This is a genomic window from Amycolatopsis rifamycinica, from assembly GCF_000695625.1.
In the GTDB taxonomy this organism is placed as follows: Bacteria; Actinomycetota; Actinomycetes; order Mycobacteriales; family Pseudonocardiaceae; genus Amycolatopsis; species Amycolatopsis rifamycinica.
Genome location: NZ_JMQI01000028.1, coordinates 316,499 through 336,923, shown reverse-complemented (window position 1 = coordinate 336,923; position 20,425 = coordinate 316,499). Strand labels below are relative to the sequence as shown.

Genomic DNA, 20,425 nt, shown 5'->3' with positions numbered 1-20,425 from the left:
AATCAAGCCGGCAGCGCCGCCTCGATGGCCTTGACGACCGTCTCGTCCTCCGGCTCGGTGCGGGGCCGGAACCGCGCCAGGACCTCGCCGTCGGCGCCGACCAGGAACTTCTCGAAGTTCCACTGGACGTCGCCCGCCGCGCCCTCGGCGTCCGCGGTCTCGGTCAGCTCGGCGTAGAGCGGGTGCCGGTTTTCGCCGTTGACGTCGATCTTCTCGAACAGCGGGAACGTGACGCCGTAGGTCGTCGAGCAGAACGTCTGGATTTCGTCCGCGCTGCCCGGCTCCTGACCGGCGAACTGGTTGCACGGGAACCCGACGACGGAGAAGCCCTGCTCGCCGAAGCGTTCCTGCAGCCGCTCGAGACCGGAGTACTGCGGGGTCAGGCCGCACTTCGACGCGACGTTGACCACGAGCAGCGCCTTGCCCGCGAACTCGCCCAGCGAGCTGTCCCGCCCGTCGAGGGTCTTGAGCGGAATTTCGTGGATTCCCATCCGGCGGGTCCCTTTCAGTCGTGCTTCAGCGCCCGGGTGTCGAGGTGCCCGAACGGTCCGTCGTCGGCGCGGTAGGCCGCGGCGAGCTCCGCGGCCCGCGCGCGATCGCCGCGGCGCAGCAGCCCGGCCAGCGTGTCGAAGCGCTCGGTGTGGACCGCGGCGCGACGACGCGCGTAGTCCGCGGCCGAGTCCTTGGTGACCATGAACGCCCAGTCGCTTTCCAGGGCCAGCATCGCCTCGGCGACGGCCTGGTCGGCGACGACGTCCCGTGCCGTCCGGTCCAGTCCCCGCACCAGGCCGAGCAGCCGGTCCTGCAACGCGCTGTTGGCGGCGACCATGTCCTTGACCTGCTCGCCGTCCCAGACCCGCCAGTCCTTGCCCGACCCCCACGACGACGCGGGCAGGTCGATCGGCGCACCGACGTGGCCGGCTTCCATCGCACCCTTCAGCGTCGTCACCCGCACGCCGGCCTCGGGAAGTGCGCGCAGCACGCCCTCCAGCCAGGCCGGACCTTCGTGCCACCAGTGGCCGAACAGCTCCGTGTCGTACGCGGCGACCACGAGCGCCTCCCGCCCGTGTTGCCGCTTCAGCGACCGCAGCCGCGTCACGACTGTCTCGACGAAGTCCTTGACGTGTGTCCCCAGCACATCGGCGGCGAGCGCCGGGTCGTACGGCGCCTTGTCCTGCGGCTCGACCGTCTTGCCGGTGACCCGCGCCGCCTTGAGGCCGACCTCGTGCTGCCAGGTGTGGAAGTCGCGGTAGGCGGCGTGGCCGGGGTAGCCGGCCTTCGGTGACCAGACGCGGTAGGTGACCTCGAGGTCCCGGCCGAACGCGAGGACGTCGGTGCCGCCGACCGGTCGCGCGGCCCAGGTCTCGCCGCGCAGCGACGGGCCATCGACCAGGAACCGCTGCACGCCCGCGGCCGCGTAGTCGTTTTCCAGACCAGGCGCGTAGCCGCACTCCGGTGCCCAGATTCCCTCGGGCCGCGTCCCGAGCCGCAGGGCCGTGTCGGCGAGACCGGCGGTCAGCGCGAACTCGCGCACCCGCGGGTCCAGGAGCGGCTGGAACGGGTGGGCCAGCGGGCCGCCGAGCAGCTCGATGGTCGAATTGTCGACCAGGGACCGCAGGATCGGGGAGAAGCCGTGCCGCCAGCGCGTGCCGAACTCGTCGGCCGCGCGGACGGCGGTCCGGTGTTCGGCCGCGGCGAGCTCGCGCAGCAGCGGGTCGCCGCGCCACAACGTTGCCGCGTGCTGGGCGCGCAGCTGCCAGTGGCCGAGCCAGTCGTGGAACGCGCGGATGCTGTACGGGTCGTCGAGCTGCGCGGCGAGCACCGGCGTCACGCCCAGCGTGAGCACGTCGTGGCGGCCCTCGTCGGCGAAGCGCTCCAGGAGCTCGACCATCGGCAGGTAGGAGTGCGCCCACGCCTGGTAGAGCCACTCCTCGCCGACCGGCCAGCTCCCGTGGTGCGGCAGCCACGGCAGGTGACTGTGCAGGACGAGGCAGAAGGTGCCCTCGCTCATCGGCGCACCGCCACGGCGATCAGATCGAGGCTCGCGTCGAGGTCGTCGCCGTGGATGTCGAAGCCGGTGGCCTCGATCGCGGCGACGTCGGCGAGCAGGGCGTCCGGCCACTCGGCCTGGCCCGGGAGCTTGCCCATGACCACGTCGAGCTGGGCGTCGATGATCGAACCGCCGTACCGCTCGTCGAGCGCGCGCACGGCCTCGCCGTGGTGGAGGCCATGCAGTGATTCGACGTCGAAGCCGGCGTCGGTGAGCAGCCCGGCCAGCTCGGACGGCGCCAGTTCGCGGGTGTGGAAGGGGTTCAGCGGCGTGTCGCTGTCCGGGGTGAACGTCAGCCGGTTCGGCGTCGTGACCAGCAGTTTGCCGTTCGGCGACAACACCCGCCGGCACTCGGCGAGGAACCCGGCCTGGTCCCACAGGTGCTCGATGACCTGGAAGTTGGCCACGACGTCGACCGCGCCGTCGCCGAGCGGGAGGAAGGCCAGGTTCGCCCGCGCGACGGCGACCTCGGGGTAGCGGCGCGCGACGTGCTCGGTGGTCGGGACGTCGTAGTCCAGCGCGAGCACCCGGCGGGCCGTGGTCGCGAGGAGGCCGGCGCCGTAGCCCTCGCCGCAGCCGGCTTCGAGCACCGTCGCGTCCGCGCAGTGGGGGAGCAGGGCGAGGTACGCGGCTTCGTGGCGCCTGAACCAGTAGTTCTCCTCGGCGAGGCCGGGGACGGTCCGCTCGCCGGTCAGGTGCAGCGCCTCGGCCCGGGTGGCTGGGGTGGTCACCTCCGCGACCCTAGCGGGTGTCACGTCCGGCGCCGCCGTCTCGTTCCGTCGTCATGCAACGAACCATCACCCGCGTCCTGCTCGTCGTCTTCGGCTTGGCCGAGGCCGTGGTCGGAATCTGGCCACTGGTCTCGCCGACCGGCTTCTACCAGGACTTTCCCGCCTTTCGCACCGGCTGGGTGGCGATGGACGGGCCGTTCAACGAGCACCTCCTGCGCGACTTCGGCGGCCTCAACCTGGGCCTCGCGGCCCTGCTGCTCGGGGCCGCCGTGATCGGCACCACAGCGGTGGCGCGGCTCGCCGCCGTCTCCGCACTGCTGTTCGGCGTCCCGCACTTCCTCTACCACCTCGGCCACGTCGCGCATTTCGAGCGGATCGACCAGGTGCTCGTCATCGGGACGACCGGCCTCGGCGTACTGCTGCCGCTGGTGGTCCTGCTGCTCCCGGCGCGGCGCGTCAGCCCACCGGTGACACCGTGATGCCGAGCGCGCCGGGGCCGAGGTGCGCGCCGATGACCGTGCTCGCTTCGACGACCATGCTCTCGACCATCGCGGGCACCCGGCGCTCGATCTGCCTGCCGATCTCCAGTTCGTGGTCGCTGGCGCCGAACCGGGTGACGGCGATGTCGGCGCGGAAGCCGCCGGACTTCTTCACCGCGAGGTCGACCATCTTGGCCAGCGCGCGCCGCGTGCCGGCGACGCGGGCGAGCGGTGCGACCTCGCCGTTCTTCACGGTGAGCAGCGGTTTGATCGAGAAGGCGTTGCCGAGCATGGCCTGCGCGGCGCCGATGCGGCCGCCGCGGCGGAGGTACTCGAGGGTGTCGACGTAGATGAACTCGGTGCTCGTGCTGCACCGGCGTTCGGCGGCTTCGATGACCCGGCCGGCGTCCGCGCCGGCCGCCGCGGCGCGGGCGGCGGACACGGCGGCGAAGCCGAGGCTCATGCCGGTGGTCCGGCTGTCCAGGACGTGCACCGGGATGCGGACCTGCTGGGCGGCCTCCCGGGCCGCGCGGACGGTGTCGGACATGCGGCCGGAGAGGTGGATGCTGACGATGGCGGTCGCGCCGGCGGCGGCCGCTTCCTGGTAGGTCCAGAAGAACGCCCCCGGATCCGGGGGCGCGGTGACGATCGACTGCCCGGCTCTCATGGCGTCGATCACCTCGCGGCGGTCGAAGCGGTTCTCGTCGTCGAACTGACCACTCAGGTTCAGCTGGATCTGGACGACCCCGATCGCCCACCGGGAGGCGACGAGGTCGGGCAAGCAGGAGCTCGAGTCGGTGACGACGGCGATGCGCGCGGGCATGGTCGGGGAGATTAATGCCTGACATCCACTGCGAGTAGGCCGTGGTTGGGCCGATCGGACGAACGGTGGTTCGGATGGGGTGACCGGTCAACTACCGGGACGATAGTCCCATTAAATTGCGCATCCAGGTGAATGGCGTCACCTCGACGGGTCCTGCGCGCCGATTGGCCCTAATCTACCGGCCAGTAGAGCACTGTCCCGTGGTCGTCCGCGGGCCACGAACCGGGAGGTCGAAGCAGACCCATGACCAACATCGTCGTCCTGGTCAAGCAGGTACCGGACACCTACTCGGAGCGGAAGCTCAACGGGTCCGACCACACCCTTGACCGCGAATCCGCCGACGCCGTGCTCGACGAGATCAACGAGAAGGCCGTCGAAGAAGCGCTGAAGATCAAGGAAGCCGGCGAGGGCGAGGTCACCGTGATCTCGGTGGGCCCGGACCGCGCGACCGACGCCATCCGCAAGGCGCTGTCCATGGGCGCCGACAAGGCCATCCACGTCTCCGACGAGGCGCTGCACGGCTCGGACGCGATCGCCACCGCCAAGGTGCTCGCCGCCGCGATCGGCAAGGTCGAGGGCTTCGACCTGGTCATCGCCGGCAACGAGTCGTCCGACGGCCGCGGCGGCGCCATCCCGGCGATCCTCGCCGAGCTGCTGGGCCTGCCGCAGGTCACCTACGTGCGTGAGCTGACCGTCGACGGCTCGACGATCAAGGCCACCCGCGAGACCGAGGACGGCCTGACCCACCTCGAGGCGAGCCTGCCCGCGATCGTGAGCGTCGGCGAGAAGATCAACGAGCCGCGCTACCCGTCCTTCAAGGGCATCATGGCCGCGAAGAAGAAGCCGGTCGAGACGTTCACCATCGCCGACCTGGGCATCGACGCGGGCGAGGTCGGCCTCGGCAACGCGTGGTCCACCGTGACCGAAGCCTCGCCGAAGCCGCCGCGCACCGCCGGCGAGAAGGTCGAGGACGAGGGCGACGGCGGCACCAAGGTCGCCGAGTACCTGGTCGGCCAGAAGCTCATCTGACAACGGCTCTTCGAGGAGGAAGTAGAACCATGGCTGAAGTACTCGTCCTCGTCGACCACGTCGACGGTGAGGTCAAGAAGGTCACGCTCGAGCTGCTGACCGCCGCCCGCGCGCTCGGTGAGCCGTCGGCCGTCGTCGTCGGCCCGACCGGGACCGCCGCCAAGGCGAAGCAGGCACTGGCGTCGCACGGCGCCGCCAAGGTGTATGTCGCCGAGGGCGACGACGCCGCGAACTACCTGGTCACGCCCAAGGTGGACGTGCTCGCCGCGCTCGCGCAGCAGGCGTCCCCGGCGGCCGTGCTCGTCACCGCCAGCGGTGAGGGCAAGGAGGTCGCCGCCCGCCTGGCCGTGCGACTGGGCTCCGGCCTGATCTACGACGCCGTGGGCGTCAACGGCGACGGCGTCATCGACCAGTCCATCTTCGGTGGCGCGTTCTCGGTCAAGTCCAAGTCCGCCAAGGGCGCGCCGGTCGTCTCGATCCGCCCGGGCGCGGTCGAGGCCGAGCCCGCCGAGGGCGCGGCGGCCGAGGAGACCGTCGAGCTCCCCGCCGTCGACGCGGCCAAGGCCACCAAGATCACCGGCGTGGAGCCGGTGACCGGCGGCGACCGGCCGGAGCTGACCGAGGCGTCCATCGTGGTCTCCGGTGGCCGCGGTGTCGGCTCGGCGGAGAAGTTCGACGTCGTCGAGAAGCTGGCCGACTCGCTCGGCGCGGCTGTCGGCGCCTCGCGTGCGGCTGTCGACTCGGGCTACTACCCGGCGCAGTTCCAGGTCGGCCAGACCGGCAAGACGGTCTCGCCGCAGCTGTACATCGCCCTCGGCATCTCCGGCGCGATCCAGCACCGCGCCGGTATGCAGACGTCGAAGACGATCATCGCCGTCAACAAGGACCCGGAGGCGCCGATCTTCGAGATCGCCGACTTCGGCATCGTCGGCGACCTGTTCAACGTCGCGCCGCAGCTGACCGAGGCGGTCGAGAAGCGCAAGGGCTGATCCCAGCCTCGTCGAAGGGCCTCCCGGGTCGACCCCGGGAGGCCCTTTGCGTGTTTCGGGACCTGAGAAGAGCCTGAGAACCCGCCATTCACCGAACATGCACTAACCAGTCATCGGATGGCACTCTCCGCGGCTCCCTCCGCGCAGGTACACCTTGACCATGACGACGTCACAGCTCCTCGTCAGCACTGATCAGGCGGGTGCGAAGCTCCCCGCCGACGCTCCCCGGTACTCGCTTCTCGTCGCGCACGCGAACGACGAAGTGGTCGCGGCGCAGAAACTGCGTCACCGGGTTTTCGCCGAGGAAATGGGTGCGCGCCTCCACTCCCCGCGGCCCGGTCTCGACGTCGACGAGTTCGACGAGTTCTGCGACCACCTGGTGGTCCGCGACGACAACACGGGCGACATCGTCGGCTGCTACCGCATGCTGCCGCCGGAACGCGCCGTCCAAGCCGGGAAGCTCTACGCCGACAGCGAGTTCGACCTGAAGGCAATCGAAGGCCTGCGACCGTCGCTGGTCGAAACCGGCCGGTCGTGCGTGCACCCGGACCACCGCAGCGGCGCCGTCGTGAGCCTGGTCTGGGCCGGCATCGCCCGCTACATGCTGCTCTCCGGCCACCGCTACCTCGCCGGCTGCGCGTCCGTCCCGCTGGTGGACGACGGCTCCTTCGCCGCCGGCGTGTGGGACATCCTGCGCGCCAAGCACTACTCCGACGAGGCCACGCGCGTCGCGCCGCTGATCCCGTGGGACGCCTCGGGCATCGAGCGCCCGGCGCGTTCCGCGCTGCCGCCGTTGATCAAGGGGTACGTCCGGCTCGGCGCCAAGGTGTGCGGGCCGCCCGCGCTGGACGTCGACTTCGGCGTCGCGGACTTCTTCGTCCTGCTGGACCTGCAGAACGTCGACGAGCGGTACCTCAAGTTCTTCCTCGGGGCCCAGGGATGAGCCACGCCTGGATGCCGGCGTCGCCGTGCGGCGACGGCTGCCTCACCTCCGACGACCCGGTGGTCGGTTTCCCCCGCCGGGTCCTGCGCTTCGCGGCGGCGATCTCGGTCGTCCTCGCGGCGCTGGCGTCGGCGCCCTTGCTGCTGGTCGCGCCGGGCCGGGAGCGCCTGCTCCAGCTGATCTTCCGCGGCATGCTGCGAGCGTTCGGCGTCCGGCTGGACATCCGGGGCGGCGGCGACTTCCTGACCGCGCCCGCCGGCCGTGGCGCGCTGGTGGTCAACAACCACATCTCCTGGCTGGACATCGTCGCGATCAACGCCATGCGGCCGATGCGCGCGCTGGCCAAGAAGGAGATCGCGGGCTGGCCGGTGCTCGGCGGCCTGGTCCGCCGCGGCGGCAGCATCTTCCTCGACCGCGAGCGGCTCACGACGTTGCCCGCCACGATGGCGTCGCTGGCCGACGCACTCCGGACGGGCTCGCTGGTCAGCGTGACGCCGGAGGGCACGACGTGGTGCGGCCTGGCTTCGGGCCGCTTCACGACGGCGACGTTCCAGGCGGCCATCGACGGCGGCGTCCCGGTGCGCCCGATCGCGTTGCGGTACCGCCTCGCCGACGGCCGCGAGACCAGCCGCCCGGCGTTCATCGGGCCGGAGTCGCTGATCGCGTCCCTGCGCCGGGTCGCGGCTCTGCGCGGCCTGGTGCTCGAAATCCACATCTGCCCGGAAATCGCCCCTGGCCGTGCGGAAACCCGCCGTGAACTGGCCGCCCTCGCCGAGTCGGCGGTCCATTCCGCGCTGGGCACGGTGCAGATCCCGGCGCAGCGGCGCCGCCGGACGCCGCGCCGCCAGACGGCCCCACTGGCTTCGCCTCCCGCGAAGTGATCCGGGCCCTGTCGCCGCGATCCGGCGACAGGCCCGGATTGGGACATGCCGCGGTGGCCGGGTCCCCGATGGTCAGCTGACGGCGATGGTCAGTTTTCCGCCAGGGTGCCCGCCCTCGCTCTCGACCTGCGCCGCGGCCGCCTCGGCCAGCGGATAGCTCCTGCCCTGCGCGATGCCGACCCCGCGGTCGGTCACCCAGCCGGCGATCCCGGTGAGGACCTCACGGGTCTGCTCGCCCCCGCTGGAGAACGGGATCCCCAGCTCGAACGCGGCCGCATCGGCGATGGTGACGATCCGGTCCTTGGTGCCCCGCAGTTCGACGGACCCCGGCAGCACCCCGTGCCCGGCGGCGTCGAACACGGCGTCCACCGGCCCGGACGTCACCTCGCGAACCCGCTCCACCCAGCCGTCGCCGTAGAGGACGGGCACGACGCCCAGCGACTTGAGGTCGTCGAGGCTCCGGCTTCCCCCGGTCCCGATGACGGTCACCCCCTGCGCGACGGCGACCTGGGCGGCGAAGCGCCCGACCGTGCCGCTGGCGCCGTGGAGCAGCAGCGTCTCGCCCTCGCGGACTCCGAGCAGCCCGAGGACGCGAAGAGCGGTCTCGCCGGCGACCGGCAACGCGGCGGCGTCCGCCCAGGAAAGGCTCGCGGGCTTCGGCGCGATCGTCTTCGCGAGCGCGTACTCGGCGTACGCACCGGTCTCCGACCAGCCGAACACCTCGTCGCCGACGGCGAAGTCCACGCCCTCCCCGACAGCGTCGACGACGCCGGCGACCTCGAGGCCGGGGATGTGCGGGAGCGGGACCTGAAAGTTCTGCTGCATGGCGCCGTTGCGGATCTTCCAGTCGATCGGGTTGACCCCGGCGGCCCGGACGGCCAGCCGCACCTGCCCCGGGCCCGGCTCGGGCGCCGGGACGTCGGACAGCTGCAGAACTTCCGGCCCGCCGTATGCGGAGAAGGTGATCGCTCGCATGGTGGTTTCTCGCTCCTTGGTTCGTGACCTTCGGTTCGAATGTCCTCCCCCGGAAGTCAACTCGCCCGGCGGCGGCGCCGAACCGCCCGGACGAGCAGTGTTCACTAGCCGGATGAGCAGGTCGCCGGAGTCCGGTCGCGCCTACCTTGGTGGCCATGGACGCTTCCTGGTCGGATCCGCGACACGTGCTGGACGTCGTCGAACGGCTCTTGTCGGCCCCGCGGCCCCAGCTGCTCAGCCGGTTCACCGCCGAGCTGGGCAGACTGATCCCGCACCGCGCGGCGGCGATGCAGACGGGCGACTGTCCCCGCAGCCCGCTCAAGGCCATCGGCGACGAGGGCATCGCGCAGGCCGTGACGAGCGTCGAGATGCAGCGCCTGGTCGACCGCAGCGAGCCGGGCAAGGCCCTGGTGACCGACGGCGTGCTCGGTGGCGTCGAGCGCCGGCTGGTGCTGCTCGCTTCGACGCCGGCCGTCGGCCGGGGCGCGGTGATCGCGGTGGTGCCTGAGGCCGCGGAGCCGCCGTCCGCCGAGCTGGAACTGGCGGCCCGGCTGTGGCACATCGTCAGCACCGACGCGGGCCAGCGGGCGACGGACCCGGGCCCGGACGTCCTGGCCGGCAGCCTCGCCGCGGCCTCCGCACGCGCCCAGGCGATCACCGACCTCGGCCAGACGCACGCGGCGACCCTGGTCACGCTCCTGTCGGTTCTTCGCTCCGGCCGGCTCTCCGACGCCGTCGCCCGCCGCACCGCGGTCGACCTCGCCGCCGACGCGCTCCTGGAGCTCAAAGGCGTCGTCGACCGCGACCAAGCCCTCTCGGCGGAGCAGGCGGACGCGGCATTCGCCGCCCTCAGGACCCAGCTGGCCGACCTGGTCCGGCACACCGAGGTCGACATCGACCTCGCTGACCCGGTCGGCGACGCGGCCCTCCCGCAGGACATCGCCCACACGGCACGGACGCTGACCCGCGGCCTGGTGCTCGCCGCCTTGGACCGTCCCACGACCACGCGCTTGAGGGCGTCGTGGCGCACGGACGGATCGGTGCTGCGGATCACCGTCCGCGACGACTGCCCCGAAGTCGCCGACGCGATCCCGCCCCGAGGCCTGACCGAGCGGCTCACGGCCCCGGGCGGCCACTGGGAGGTCGACGCCGTGCCGGGCTGGGGCACGACGGTCACCGCGGTCCTCCCGCTCGGCGTGGCCGAGCCGCCGGAGCTACGTCCGATCGACCGGCTCAACCCGCGCGAACTGGAGGTCCTGACGGGCATCTCCCAGGGCCTGCGCAATCGGCAGATCGCCGAACAACTGCAGCTCAGCGAGCACACGGTGAAGTTCCATGTCCGCAACATCCTCGACAAGCTGGACGTGAGTTCCCGCGGCGAGGCGGCGGCGCTGGCCCGCGACCTGCCGCTCGAACCGGTGGCGCACCGCTCCGCTTGAATGACCTTGACTTCCAGCGGGGTGGAGGTTGCACGCTGGTGATCATGGCCTCGACGATCGACTCCGCACCCCCTCGCCGAAGTGTGCTTTGGAGTGCGGACCACCGGCTGACCACGATCGCGCTGCTGCTCGTGGTCACGTTGGTCGCGTTCGAGAGCATGGGCGTGGCGACGGCGATGCCCACCCTCGTCGCCGACCTCCACGGGCAGTCGCTCTACTCGTGGCCTTTCACGTTTTTCCTGATCTCGAGCGTGGTCGCGACGGTGCTTTCGGGCCGGATCGGCGACCGCCGCGGCCCGGCACCGGCGCTGCTCGCCGGGCCCGCGCTGTTCGCGGCCGGCCTCGTGGTCGCGGGGACGGCGAGCGGAATGCCAATGCTCCTGCTGGGCCGCGCGCTGCAGGGCTTCGGCTCGGGACTGCTCCTCGTGTCGGTCTCGCTCCTGATCGCGCTGACCTTCACCGACCACGAACGTCCGGTCATCTACGCCGCGAACGCTGCCGCCTGGGTCCTGCCGGCAGTCATCGGGCCTTCGGTGGCCGGGATCGTGACGGTCAGCGTCGGCTGGCGCTGGGTCTTCCTCGGTTTGGTCCCGTTCCTGGCTGTCGGCGTGCTCATGCTGGTCGTGGTCGTCCGGCGCTTGCCCGCGCACGAACCCGCCACAGGCGGCCGGCGGGCAAGCGTGCCTCAGGCGATCATCGCGGCGCTCGGCGTCGCGGCGTTGACGTGGGCAGCCCAGCACCAGTCGCTCGTCGCGCTCGGCTACGGCACTGTCGGGCTGGTCGCTTTGGTCTACGCACTGAGGACGCTGCTGCCGGCCGGGACGTTGACCTCTCGTCCGGGCCTGCCGACGGTCGTTGCGTCCCGTGCCCTGATCGCCGGTGCCTACGCGGGGATGGAGGCGTACCTCCCGCTGACGATGAGCGCGGTCCACGGCTACAGCCCCGCCCTTGCCGGCCTGCCACTGACGATCACGGCATTGGGCTGGTCCGCGGCGTCGGCCGTGCAAGGCCGATACCTCGAGTGGTCGCGGGAGGCATCGCTGCGCACCGGGTTCTGGCTGGTCGCGACGGGCCTGGTCGGCTTCGGTCTGGTCTCGCAGCCCTGGTTCCCCGGATGGGTCGCGTTTGTGGCATGCGCGGTCGGCGGCGCGGGCATGGGGATCGCCATGCCCGCGATTTCCGTCCTCCTGCTCCGCTACTCGCCCGAAGGCGAGCGCGGATTCAACACCTCGGCGGTTCAGCTCGCCGACTGGGTCGGCTGCGCCCTGCTCATCGGCCTGGGCGGCGTCCTGCTCGGTGTGGTCGGCTCGGTTCTCGACCCGTCGCCGGCGATGGCCCTGCTCACCGTGGCCTCGGTGGCGCTGGCGATGACGGGTGTCCGGCTGACCGGGCGGTGGCCGTCAAAGGTGTGACAGCCCACTTCGACGACCAGGGTGGGCTTCGTCACGCGCTGGAGCGGACTACCCTGGAACAGCGATGACCTATCTCGACCACGCGGCGACCACTCCGATGTTGCCCGAAGCCATAGCGGCGATGACCGAGGCGCTGTCCACCGTGGGCAACGCCTCGGCGCTGCACTCTTCGGGCCGCCGGGCTCGCCGGATGGTCGAGGAAGCCCGCGAAACCATCGCCGAGGCACTGGGCGCCCGGCCCTCCGAGGTGATCTTCACCGGTGGGGGAACCGAGAGCGACAATCTCGCGATCAAGGGCATCTACTGGGCTCGCCGCGGCGAGCAGGAGCAGCGCCGCCGCATCCTGTGCGGCGCCGCGGAGCACCACGCCGTGCTCGACACCGTCGAATGGCTCGAGGCTCACAGCGACGCCGAGGTCACTCTGCTCGACGTGGACAGCCAGGGGCGAGTGCAACCTGATGTACTCCGGGCCGCCATCGCCGAGGCCCCCGAGACCGTGGCGTTGGCCACCGTGATGTGGGCGAACAACGAGGTCGGCACGATCAACCCGATCGCCGAGCTGGCGGCCGTCTGCGCCGAGTTCGATATCCCGTTCCACACCGACGCGGTGCAGGCTGTCGGCGCTGCTCCGGTCGACTTCGCCGCCAGCGGCGTCGCTGCGCTCACCTTGACCGGGCACAAACTCGGTGGTCCATTCGGCGTGGGCGCGCTTCTGCTCGGCCGCGACGTACCTTGCGCACCCCTGCTGCACGGTGGAGGTCAGGAGCGCAATGTCCGCTCCGGCACGCTGGACGTCCCGGCGATCGTGGGCTTCGCGGCTGCGGTGCGAATCAGCGTCGGGGGCCGAGCCGAATACGCGAAGCGCGTCGAGGAACTCCGAGACGGCCTCGTCGAGGCCGTCCGACGCGAGGTACCCGACGCCGTGCTCAACGGTGGAGAGGGCCAGCGACTGCCGAGCCATGCCCACTTCACCTTCCCCGGATGTGCCGGCGACAGCCTGTTGATGCTGCTCGACGCCAAGGGCATCGAATGCTCGACGGGATCTGCGTGCACTGCAGGCGTTGCTCAGCCGAGCCACGTTTTGCTCGCCATGGGGGCCGATCCGGCGGCGGCTCGCGGTTCCCTTCGTTTCTCCCTCGGCCACACATCCACTGCAGCGGACGTCGAGGCCGTGGCTGCGGAGATCGGTGGCGTCGTCATGCGCGCCCGGCAGGCCGGCCTCGCCGGAATGCGCAAGCAGACCCAGAAGCAAGAGGTGTAAGGCAATGCGGGTTTTGGCCGCGATGAGCGGAGGAGTGGACTCGGCGGTCGCCGCGGCGCGCGCGGTGGACGCCGGGCACGACGTCGTCGGTGTGCACCTGGCCCTGTCGGCCAAGCCGGGGACCTTGCGGACCGGCTCGCGCGGGTGTTGCACGATCGAAGACTCGCACGACGCCCGGCGGGCCGCTGACATCCTCGGAATCCCCTTCTACATCTGGGACTTCGCCGAGCGATTCACTGAAGAGGTCGTCGAAACCTTCGTCGGCGAATACGCTGCCGGACGCACCCCGAATCCGTGTGTCACCTGCAACGAGAAGATCAAGTTCGAGGCGCTGCTCGAGAAGGCGATGGCGCTCGGATTCGACGCGGTCGCGACAGGCCACTACGCGCGCCTCTCCGTGGTGGACGGTGTGCCTGAGTTGCGTCGTAGCGCGGACAGCGGCAAGGACCAGTCGTACGTCCTCGCCTCGCTGACTCCGGAGCAGCTCAGCCACGCCATGTTCCCCCTGGGCGGCTCCTGGAAGACCCAGGTGCGTGCCGAGGCGGAGCGACGAGGCCTGTCCGTTGCCAACAAGCCGGACAGTCACGACATCTGCTTCATCCCGGACGGCGACACCAAGAAGTTCCTGGAGAACCGGCTGGGGCAGCGTCCCGGCGAACTCGTCGACGCGGAAACGGGCGCGGTCCTCGGCCGGCACACCGGGGTTCACGGGTTCACGGTCGGCCAGCGCAAGGGCCTCGGCATCGACGCCCCGGCACCGGATGGCCGTCCTCGGTACGTCCTGTCGCTCGAACCGGTGTCGGGCTCCGTCAAGGTCGGCTCCGTGGCCGGGCTCGGCGTCAAGGTGATCGAGGCCGACCGGGCGATCTGGCCCAGTGGCCGGCCGTTGACCGAACCCACCGAATGCGTGGTCCAGGTCAGGGCCCACGGGGGCATCGTGGACGCGGTCGCCGAGGTGGACGACGACACCATGACGGTGCACTTGCGTGAGCCGCTGCGCGGAGTCGCTCCTGGTCAGGTCGTCGTTCTCTACCGCCCCGATTCCGAGGGCGGGGACGTCGTTCTCGGCAGCGCGAAGATCTCGGGCACCCGCTGATCATCGGTCACTTCCGTGGCTTCTTCCACAGCCGGTTCGCCCGTCGGCGGACGGGGTGCATCGACGGTGGTGTTGTCGAAAGCACCTGTCCTGACGGCGTCGCGACGTTGAGGGTGCCGTCCGAGGTGACTTCGTAGTCCCACCCAGGCTGTCCTCGCAGCTTGCTGTGCCGCGAGCAGAACGTGACGGCCTGGTCCGCCGCGCCCTTCATGCGAGTCGCTTCGATCCCGCATCTCTGTGCGGGGCGGCTGCATCCGGGCTGTCGGCACTCCTGGTCCCGAACCCGGATGAACTCGTTCGTCTCGACCGAGTAACGCGTCGGAGACAGCTCGACCGCATGACCGGTCCGCGGGTCGGTGAGAACCCGGCGCAGCGTCGTGTCAGGCCCGCCGATGATGTGGCGAGCGAGGGCAGCCGCGATGGGTCCGCGACCCGCCAGCGCGGCGGGGGTCTGGTTGAGGCCAAGGTAGGTGGCCAGGTCGATGTGCAGGAAGACCTCGGTGCGTTCGCTCGGGCCACCGGTGCCGCTGAGCAGCAGATCAATGGCCACGTCCGCCCGGAGCTGATCCAGCGTTCGGGGTTCGTCCGGCGTCTTCAACGCCCGGGCGGCCTGGTCGACGCGGGCATAGGCGGCGGTGGCCTTCTCGGTCGGCGCGCTGTTGACCGACAGATGGCTCACTCCGCTGTCCTGGTGGTGCACGGTGACGCGCCGCTCGACGAGCTTTCGCTCCGTGCGAAGCGCAGCACCCTCAGGATCGACCTGTGCGGCCGCGTAAGTCGCGGCTCGGCGAACTTGGGTCGCGTTCCGGCCCGGAACCCGGTCCTCGAGCGTCGCGTCGACGACGCGAGCGTGTTCCCCCGAAAGCCATGCCGTCGCGTCGGTGACCTTCATGACGCGATAGAGGTCGAGCCGGCCGTCGTCCATCAGGTTCAGCATGCGGGGGAGACGGGCTATTAGGGCGTTGGCCGCAGAAACGATCGCACTGGCGCGGTGTTCCGTTATGGACAAGGCCAGTGCGACTTCCGACGACGCGCTGGGCGCCCGTCTCCGGCGCACGCTCAGATCCGCGATCGCTCTCAGCTGCAAGGCTTGCAGCTTCGAGATCTCCGCGTCGGTATCGCGGATCAGACCGACGACTTGGTCGTCTTTCATGCGCTGCAACGTGTTCGGGTCGGCGCGGACCGATCGGAGCACGAACGGGAGTTCACCGTCGGCGCTCTGGACAGATGACGGGACGAGCTTGCGGACTGGTTGTGAAGGTGTCATGAATCCGACGGTACGACGGTTCACGAGGAAAGTCATCAAAAGCGCACGAACGGACCGTTCGTACCGTTCGCTTGACGAACCCCCATTGTTTGTGGATCGTTCGCGTGTGTGGATGTCCGAGCTGGGAGGTTCTATGTCCGAAGTGGACAATTGGTATCTCGGTGCGGGTAGCGGCCGCCGATGGTCAGAGTTTGAGCTTGAACCCCGTGTGGCTGGGTATGAAGCCGAGGCGCCCGTAGAACCGATGCGCGTCCGTCCTGGAGGTGTCCGACGTCAGCTGCACGAGGGCGCACCCGCGCCGCCGTGATTCGTCGATCGCCCAGCGAACGAGGTCGGCTCCCAGGCCGGTGCCTCGATGGTCGGCGTGGATCCGCACTGCCTCGATCTGACCGCGAGTCGCGCCGCGCCTGGCGAGACCAGGAATGATCGTCAGCTGCAAGGTGCCGACAGGCTTGTCGTCGATCGCGACGACCACCAGAACCTGGTTGGGGTCCGTGTCGATCTCGTCGAAGGCGCGCAAGTACGGCTCGAGGTCGCCGGCATCGTCCCGGGTGGCGCCGAGCTGGTCGTCCGCCAGCATGCGCACGATCGCATCGATGTCTTCTCGCCGTGCCCTGCGGATGGTGTAGTCGGCCACGGCGTCAGTATCACAGGACGCGGGTGAATCCTTGGTAGCCGTACTCGAAACCGAGGCGTGCGTAGAAGTCTCGTAGGTCGCCGCGGTTGAGTCCCGAATCGAGGTGGATGCGCTTGCAGCCGCGCCGGCGGGCTTCGTCGATGCCCCAGGTCAGGAGTGCGCTGGTCACTCCGCGCCGCACCGCGCGGATGCCCTCGAGCAGGCCGCGAGGTGCGCCGTCCCAGGCGAGACCGCGAAGCACGGTCAGCTGTGCGGTGCCGGCGACACCGTCGTCGTCCTCGGCCACCACCAGAGTGACGTGCGGGTGGTCATGAGGTCCCGGAGTGCGGCAGCCAACGGCTCGCCCGGTGCGTCGAACAAGCGCACGAGCGCCTCGATGTCCGTTGCCCGGGCACGTCTGATGACCTCCATTTCACCCAGTATGCAGGAGGCCGGACGGTGGACCTAACTGCGATGAGGTGGCTACTGGCGGTGTCGGTCGCGTACGCCTCAGGTCAGCGCGTAACGACGAACTCCGTCGACAGCTTGGGAGCTCAGTTTCCCTTGCGACACCAGGAGGTCCAGGTGTGCGGCGGTTTCGAGGACCGCGAGCATCTGATTGAAGGAGTCCATTTCGGACAGCTTGCGGTTGCGGCGGGTCCAGCCGATCCGGTGTGCGGCCTCGTACGCACAGGTCGCCCCGGCGGCGATTTGCGCGGCCGTCGTCTCGAGCCGCAGACGATGGTGGTCCAGCAGTTCGTCGACGCGAGTGTGCACGCTTTCGGACACCGGGCCGTGGGCGGGCAGCATGCGGCGGTCCGGCATGCCGCGCACCAGGCGAAGGGATTCGATGAAGTCGTTGAGCGGCAGCTCGGCCGGCACCGGCTGGAATCCGATGGAGGGCGTGATGTGCGGCAAGACGTGGTCGCCGGAGAACAACAGGTTGGCCGTGTCGTCGACGAAGACGACGTGCCCGGACGTGTGGCCCGGAGTGGCGACGACTTCGAATTCGCGCCCGGGCAGGATCGGCCGCGGACCTGGTGTCAGCCATTCGTCGGGTGCTTCCCAGAGGTCGGCTTCGGTGTGCCGGCGGCTGGTGCCGAACTGCCGGGCCAGCGCTTCCACGACTTCGCCGGCTCCCGCCTGGAACAAGAGGTCGACCTGGGCTTCCATGGGCAGGCGATCAGGATTGCCCGATGCCTTCAGTGATGGCTCTTCGTCCTGGCCGAGCGCGATTTTCGAACCGAAGTCACGTCGGAGGACCACCGCCTGCGAGTAGTGGTCCCGATGCACGTGGGTGACGAGGAACTCGCTGACGTCGGCGAGTTGCGCGCCGATCCCGCTGAGGGCCTCGGCGAGCTGTTGGCGGGCCACGGTCAGCGCCCACCCGGAATCGACGAGAACCAGCTTCCGGCCGTCGGTGACCGCGTAGACGTTGACCGCGCGCAGAGCATCGTTGGGCAGCGGCAACGGGATCCGGTAGACGCCGGACGAGACCTCGTAGATTCCGGGTTCGGTCCAGTTCCTGTCGCTGCTTTCCGGCAACGGTTCCACGGTGACCTCCGTCCCGGGCGAGACTGCGGCGTCCCGGCCTTTCTTCAGGCTGAGCCGTGCCGGGCCCGCTGTCCACCGGGAGGAGATGAGACTCCGGTCACTCGGTCAGTCGGTGTCCTGCTTCAGGGCCGTGTCGATCGTCAAGGCCGCGGCGACCACCATGCTGGCGAGCGGATCCGGCAGCGGATGGGGGATTTCCACGACGTAGTTGTCGGCCGTGGTGAATGCGGCTTTGAGGAAACCGCCCCAGGTCTTGGTCACCCGGGCGACCTCGGTGCCGGCGTGGTCGCGGATCGAAAAGTTCCAGGCGCGCCAGTTCTCGGCGAAGATCCCGCCGACCGAGCGGCCGTCGGCGATGAAGCCGAACCGGATCTTGCCGAAGACGTTCTCCTGGACGATCTCGCCGATCGGCGTCTCGTCGGCCCTGGTGACGAGGAACCGGGACTTGAACACCTTCGCCGGCCGGGTCACCTTGAGCACAGTGCTGTGGTTGGTGTCGCGAACCTCGAACTTGTGGGTCAGGAACTGGTCGTATTTGGTGAGGAGCCGGATCGCCTTCTTCAGCGTGCTCTGGCCCACCTCGACGACCCCGCCGAGCTGGTTGCCGTGCTGGTCGAAGACGCCGAACTCGTTGGCCATCTCGATCAGCTTGGCGCGCTGGTTGACCACGAGGACCGGCTCGGTGAACAGGGTGCCGCCCCCGGCGTGCGTGCCACCTCGGCCGCGTGTCGCGCGATTGACCTGGTTCTGGATCCGGGCCGGGTCGTGGCCGCGTTCGATGTCCAGCTCGATCGGCGCGGAATCACTCGGTGGCGGGGAGGGGAAAGCCGGCCGGGTGTCGGCTGTCCAGGCCTGGCCGTCCCACCATCGGTGCAGACGGGGATCCCGCGCGTCCGGGTACCAGCCCGGCTGCGGTGGCGAACTCGTCATGGCCGGTCAGCCTATCGCCGTGAACGCGCTCATGGTGCCAGTCAAGGGATATGCGGTGAATGTCCGCATCCGGGCGCCCCGCCCGGTGCCGGCGCGCGAGGGTCGACCAGAATGGGTGGTCGTGAGTGAGCGAATCTGGCCCAGTGGAGCCGCGACGGCGATCGGCTCGATGCCGGGCAATGATCCCGCCGAAGCGGCCGCGGTCGTGTTCGGTGAGCTGCCCGACTTCCCGCATCTGCCCGAGCTGCCGGACCGTGGCGTCGGCGCGGACATGCTCGGCCGGACCGCCGCGCTGCTCGTCGACTTGGCTGTCGACGTCGTGCCGAGTGGCTATCGCGTGGCGTCCCGGCCCGGGCACGAGCATCGCCGGGCCGTCGATCTGCTTCGTTGGGATCTCGACGCCGTGCAGGAGGCGCGTGAAAAGGCCGGCGTGGTTCCGCCGGTCTTCAAGGTCCAGCTGGCCGGGCCGTGGACGCTCGGCGCGGGGATCGAACTGCCCCGGGGCCATCGGGTGCTCACCGATCGCGGGGCCTTGCGGGATTTCACGTCGTCCCTGTTGGACGGCCTGGCCGAACATGTCGCGGAAGTGCGGGCCAGGACCGGCGCGCCGGTGGTGGTCCAGTTCGACGAACCGTCGCTGCCCGCGGTGCTGGCAGGCGGGCTGTCGACGCCGTCCGGTTACGGGAGCGTCCCGGCGGTGCCGGAGCCCGAGGCCCGGCAGCTGCTGAACACCGTGATCGAGGGCGCTCGACGGATCACCGACCGCCCGGTCATCCTGCACTGCTGCGCCGGGAAACCGCCCTTGGCGCTGCTGCGCGAGGCGGGTGCGGACGCCTTGGCCTTCGACCTGGCCGCGCTCGACGGCGCCTCTGCCGAGTTCCTCGACGAGATCGGCGAGGTGTGGGACGGCGGGGCCACGCTCTTCCTGGGCGCGGTGCCGGCAACGGTCTCGGGGGCCTCGCCGAGTCTGAAGGACGTCGGTGAGCCGGCGTTCCGGCTGGCCGACCGGCTCGGCTTCAACCGCAGCGTCCTCGCCGAACGGGCGGTTCCGACCCCCGCCTGCGGTTTGGCCGGCGCGACGCCGGAATGGATGCGCCGGGCCCTCTCGCTCACTCGTGACCTCGGCAAAGCCTTCGTCGAACCGCCGGAGGGCTGGTGACGGAATCCGGCAACTCGCCGACGTCCGCCGCGGCCGGCAAGTAGCGTTGTCGAGGTAGCCGACCGAACGAGGACCACCCGAAACCATGCGTCTGTTCCGCCGCAAGAGCGCCGCCGCCGATCCGCCCGACCCGCGCACCGCGTGGCCCGAGCAGCCTGTGCCGGACGATCCGGCGGCTGCCGCGGAGGCGTTCTGGCACGGCTGGTTCGAGCTGCTCCCGATGGTCAGCGCGGCACTGGGCGAGGGCGAACCACACCGCGTCGAGCACGAGCTGTGCCAGCTGGTGGAGTCACTGCACCCGCGACTGCACTTCTCGCTCGAGCGTGGCCGCCAGGCGATCTACGCCCTGGTCGTGACCGGTCAGGAAGATCCCGAAGTGCGGCCGTTCACCGACGCGTGGCGCGCAGCCGCGCCGCCGGACGACGCGATCTGGGAGTACCACGACTCGGTCCCGCCGGTGCCCGATCCGACCGAGGTCACCGTGAACCTCGGCGAGCACCGGATCGCGCTGGCCGATGTCCGGGTCGTCGCGCAGGTGGACGACGACGAGCACGTGGTCGACGTCGCCGTCTTCCACCCGCGCTTCGGCTACCTAGACGACGCGACCCGGCGGACCATGACCTTCCTGCCACTCGACGCGACATTGGGTGAACGGCTCGCCGCTGAACGGTTACGGCGCGTCGAGACCGCGGAGGCCGAACCGGCGGGTGCCATCACTCTTCTGGAGTTCCGTGAACTGGTCCGTGGGCTGGGCGGCGGACCGGACGAAAATGTCGGTACCTCCGGCTAGG

General features: G+C 70.2%; 21 protein-coding genes. 11 read left to right on the top strand and 10 right to left on the bottom strand.

What is annotated here, in order from left to right; genetic code table 11:
* Positions 1-2 precede the first annotated feature (2 nt).
* The 3 genes from DV20_RS16010 to DV20_RS16000 are packed head-to-tail and all read right to left on the bottom strand — an operon-like array spanning position 3 to position 2,781.
* On the bottom strand, positions 3-491 hold the full coding sequence (locus tag DV20_RS16010) for a glutathione peroxidase (RefSeq protein ID WP_043780829.1): 489 nt from the start codon (positions 489-491) through the stop codon (positions 3-5).
* 14 nt (positions 492-505) lie between these two features.
* Positions 506-2,011, bottom strand: coding sequence for a 1,4-alpha-glucan branching protein domain-containing protein (locus DV20_RS16005; RefSeq protein ID WP_043780827.1), 1,506 nt, complete (start codon positions 2,009-2,011; stop codon positions 506-508).
* A complete protein-coding gene (locus tag DV20_RS16000; protein WP_043780826.1) occupies positions 2,008-2,781 on the bottom strand; it encodes a class I SAM-dependent methyltransferase in 774 nt (257 codons plus the stop codon). The genes DV20_RS16005 and DV20_RS16000 overlap by 4 nt, the downstream gene beginning before the upstream one ends.
* 53 nt (positions 2,782-2,834) lie before the next feature.
* Between DV20_RS16000 and DV20_RS15995 the strand changes: the two genes are divergently transcribed.
* The gene (locus tag DV20_RS15995) at positions 2,835-3,260 is read left to right on the top strand and encodes a hypothetical protein (protein ID WP_043780824.1); all 426 of its coding nucleotides are present in this window, start codon (positions 2,835-2,837) and stop codon (positions 3,258-3,260) included.
* On the opposite strand, the gene DV20_RS15990 is transcribed toward DV20_RS15995, so the two are convergent.
* Positions 3,238-4,083, bottom strand: a complete 846-nt coding sequence (locus DV20_RS15990; protein WP_043780823.1) for a DegV family protein — start codon at positions 4,081-4,083, stop codon at positions 3,238-3,240. The genes DV20_RS15995 and DV20_RS15990 overlap by 23 nt on opposite strands.
* Positions 4,084-4,326: 243 nt before the next feature.
* Here DV20_RS15990 and DV20_RS15985 point away from each other — a divergent pair, with 243 nt between their 5' ends.
* The 4 genes from DV20_RS15985 to DV20_RS15970 all read left to right on the top strand — a co-directional run bounded on the left by DV20_RS15985 (position 4,327) and on the right by DV20_RS15970 (position 7,925).
* Entirely contained in the window at positions 4,327-5,112 is a 786-nt protein-coding gene (locus DV20_RS15985) for an electron transfer flavoprotein subunit beta/FixA family protein (protein WP_043780821.1), read from the top strand.
* A 29-nt stretch (positions 5,113-5,141) separates the two neighbouring features.
* Positions 5,142-6,101, top strand: coding sequence for an electron transfer flavoprotein subunit alpha/FixB family protein (locus tag DV20_RS15980; RefSeq protein WP_043780820.1), 960 nt, complete (start codon positions 5,142-5,144; stop codon positions 6,099-6,101).
* A gap of 160 nt (positions 6,102-6,261) precedes the next feature.
* Complete coding sequence (locus DV20_RS15975; protein ID WP_043780818.1) at positions 6,262-7,044, top strand: GNAT family N-acetyltransferase; 783 nt, start codon at positions 6,262-6,264, stop codon at positions 7,042-7,044.
* Entirely contained in the window at positions 7,041-7,925 is an 885-nt protein-coding gene (locus DV20_RS15970) for a lysophospholipid acyltransferase family protein (protein ID WP_043780817.1), read from the top strand. Before DV20_RS15975 ends, DV20_RS15970 begins: the two co-directional genes overlap by 4 nt.
* A 72-nt stretch (positions 7,926-7,997) precedes the next feature.
* Here DV20_RS15970 and DV20_RS15965 read toward each other — a convergent pair whose 3' ends face one another.
* Positions 7,998-8,900, bottom strand: coding sequence for an NADP-dependent oxidoreductase (locus tag DV20_RS15965; protein WP_043780816.1), 903 nt, complete (start codon positions 8,898-8,900; stop codon positions 7,998-8,000).
* Positions 8,901-9,055: 155 nt separating this feature from the next.
* Between DV20_RS15965 and DV20_RS15960 the strand changes: the two genes are divergently transcribed.
* From DV20_RS15960 to mnmA, 4 genes are all read left to right on the top strand, one after another.
* Positions 9,056-10,339 carry a helix-turn-helix transcriptional regulator gene (locus tag DV20_RS15960; protein ID WP_043780814.1) on the top strand — a complete coding sequence of 428 codons (1,284 nt, stop codon included), beginning with the start codon at positions 9,056-9,058 and terminating at the stop codon, positions 10,337-10,339.
* A gap of 44 nt (positions 10,340-10,383) precedes the next feature.
* Positions 10,384-11,751: an MFS transporter gene (locus tag DV20_RS15955; RefSeq protein ID WP_043781013.1), complete on the top strand. Its 1,368-nt coding sequence runs from the start codon at positions 10,384-10,386 to the stop codon at positions 11,749-11,751.
* 64 nt (positions 11,752-11,815) lie between these two features.
* Positions 11,816-13,012 carry a cysteine desulfurase family protein gene (locus tag DV20_RS15950; protein WP_043780811.1) on the top strand — a complete coding sequence of 399 codons (1,197 nt, stop codon included), beginning with the start codon at positions 11,816-11,818 and terminating at the stop codon, positions 13,010-13,012.
* A gap of 4 nt (positions 13,013-13,016) precedes the next feature.
* Positions 13,017-14,108, top strand: a complete 1,092-nt coding sequence (mnmA, locus tag DV20_RS15945; protein WP_043780808.1) for a tRNA 2-thiouridine(34) synthase MnmA — start codon at positions 13,017-13,019, stop codon at positions 14,106-14,108.
* A 7-nt stretch (positions 14,109-14,115) separates the two neighbouring features.
* Here mnmA and DV20_RS15940 read toward each other — a convergent pair whose 3' ends face one another.
* From DV20_RS15940 to DV20_RS15920, 5 genes are all read right to left on the bottom strand, one after another.
* The gene (locus DV20_RS15940; protein ID WP_043780806.1) at positions 14,116-15,375 is read right to left on the bottom strand and encodes a DUF222 domain-containing protein; all 1,260 of its coding nucleotides are present in this window, start codon (positions 15,373-15,375) and stop codon (positions 14,116-14,118) included.
* 184 nt (positions 15,376-15,559) lie between these two features.
* Entirely contained in the window at positions 15,560-16,012 is a 453-nt protein-coding gene (locus tag DV20_RS15935) for a GNAT family N-acetyltransferase (RefSeq protein WP_043780804.1), read from the bottom strand.
* 10 nt (positions 16,013-16,022) lie between these two features.
* Entirely contained in the window at positions 16,023-16,298 is a 276-nt protein-coding gene (locus DV20_RS15930) for a GNAT family N-acetyltransferase (RefSeq protein WP_235190855.1), read from the bottom strand.
* A gap of 203 nt (positions 16,299-16,501) precedes the next feature.
* Positions 16,502-17,545 (bottom strand): MBL fold metallo-hydrolase, encoded by a 1,044-nt coding sequence (locus DV20_RS15925; protein WP_043780802.1) that lies wholly within the window; start codon positions 17,543-17,545, stop codon positions 16,502-16,504.
* 105 nt (positions 17,546-17,650) lie between these two features.
* Entirely contained in the window at positions 17,651-18,475 is an 825-nt protein-coding gene (locus tag DV20_RS15920) for a phospholipid scramblase-related protein (RefSeq protein ID WP_043780801.1), read from the bottom strand.
* A 121-nt stretch (positions 18,476-18,596) separates the two neighbouring features.
* On the opposite strand from DV20_RS15920, the gene DV20_RS15915 reads away from it, so the two are divergent.
* A complete protein-coding gene (locus tag DV20_RS15915; RefSeq protein WP_043781011.1) occupies positions 18,597-19,634 on the top strand; it encodes a uroporphyrinogen decarboxylase/cobalamine-independent methonine synthase family protein in 1,038 nt (345 codons plus the stop codon).
* Between the two features lie 85 nt (positions 19,635-19,719).
* A complete protein-coding gene (locus DV20_RS15910; protein WP_043780799.1) occupies positions 19,720-20,424 on the top strand; it encodes a hypothetical protein in 705 nt (234 codons plus the stop codon).
* Position 20,425: the final 1 nt, after the last annotated feature.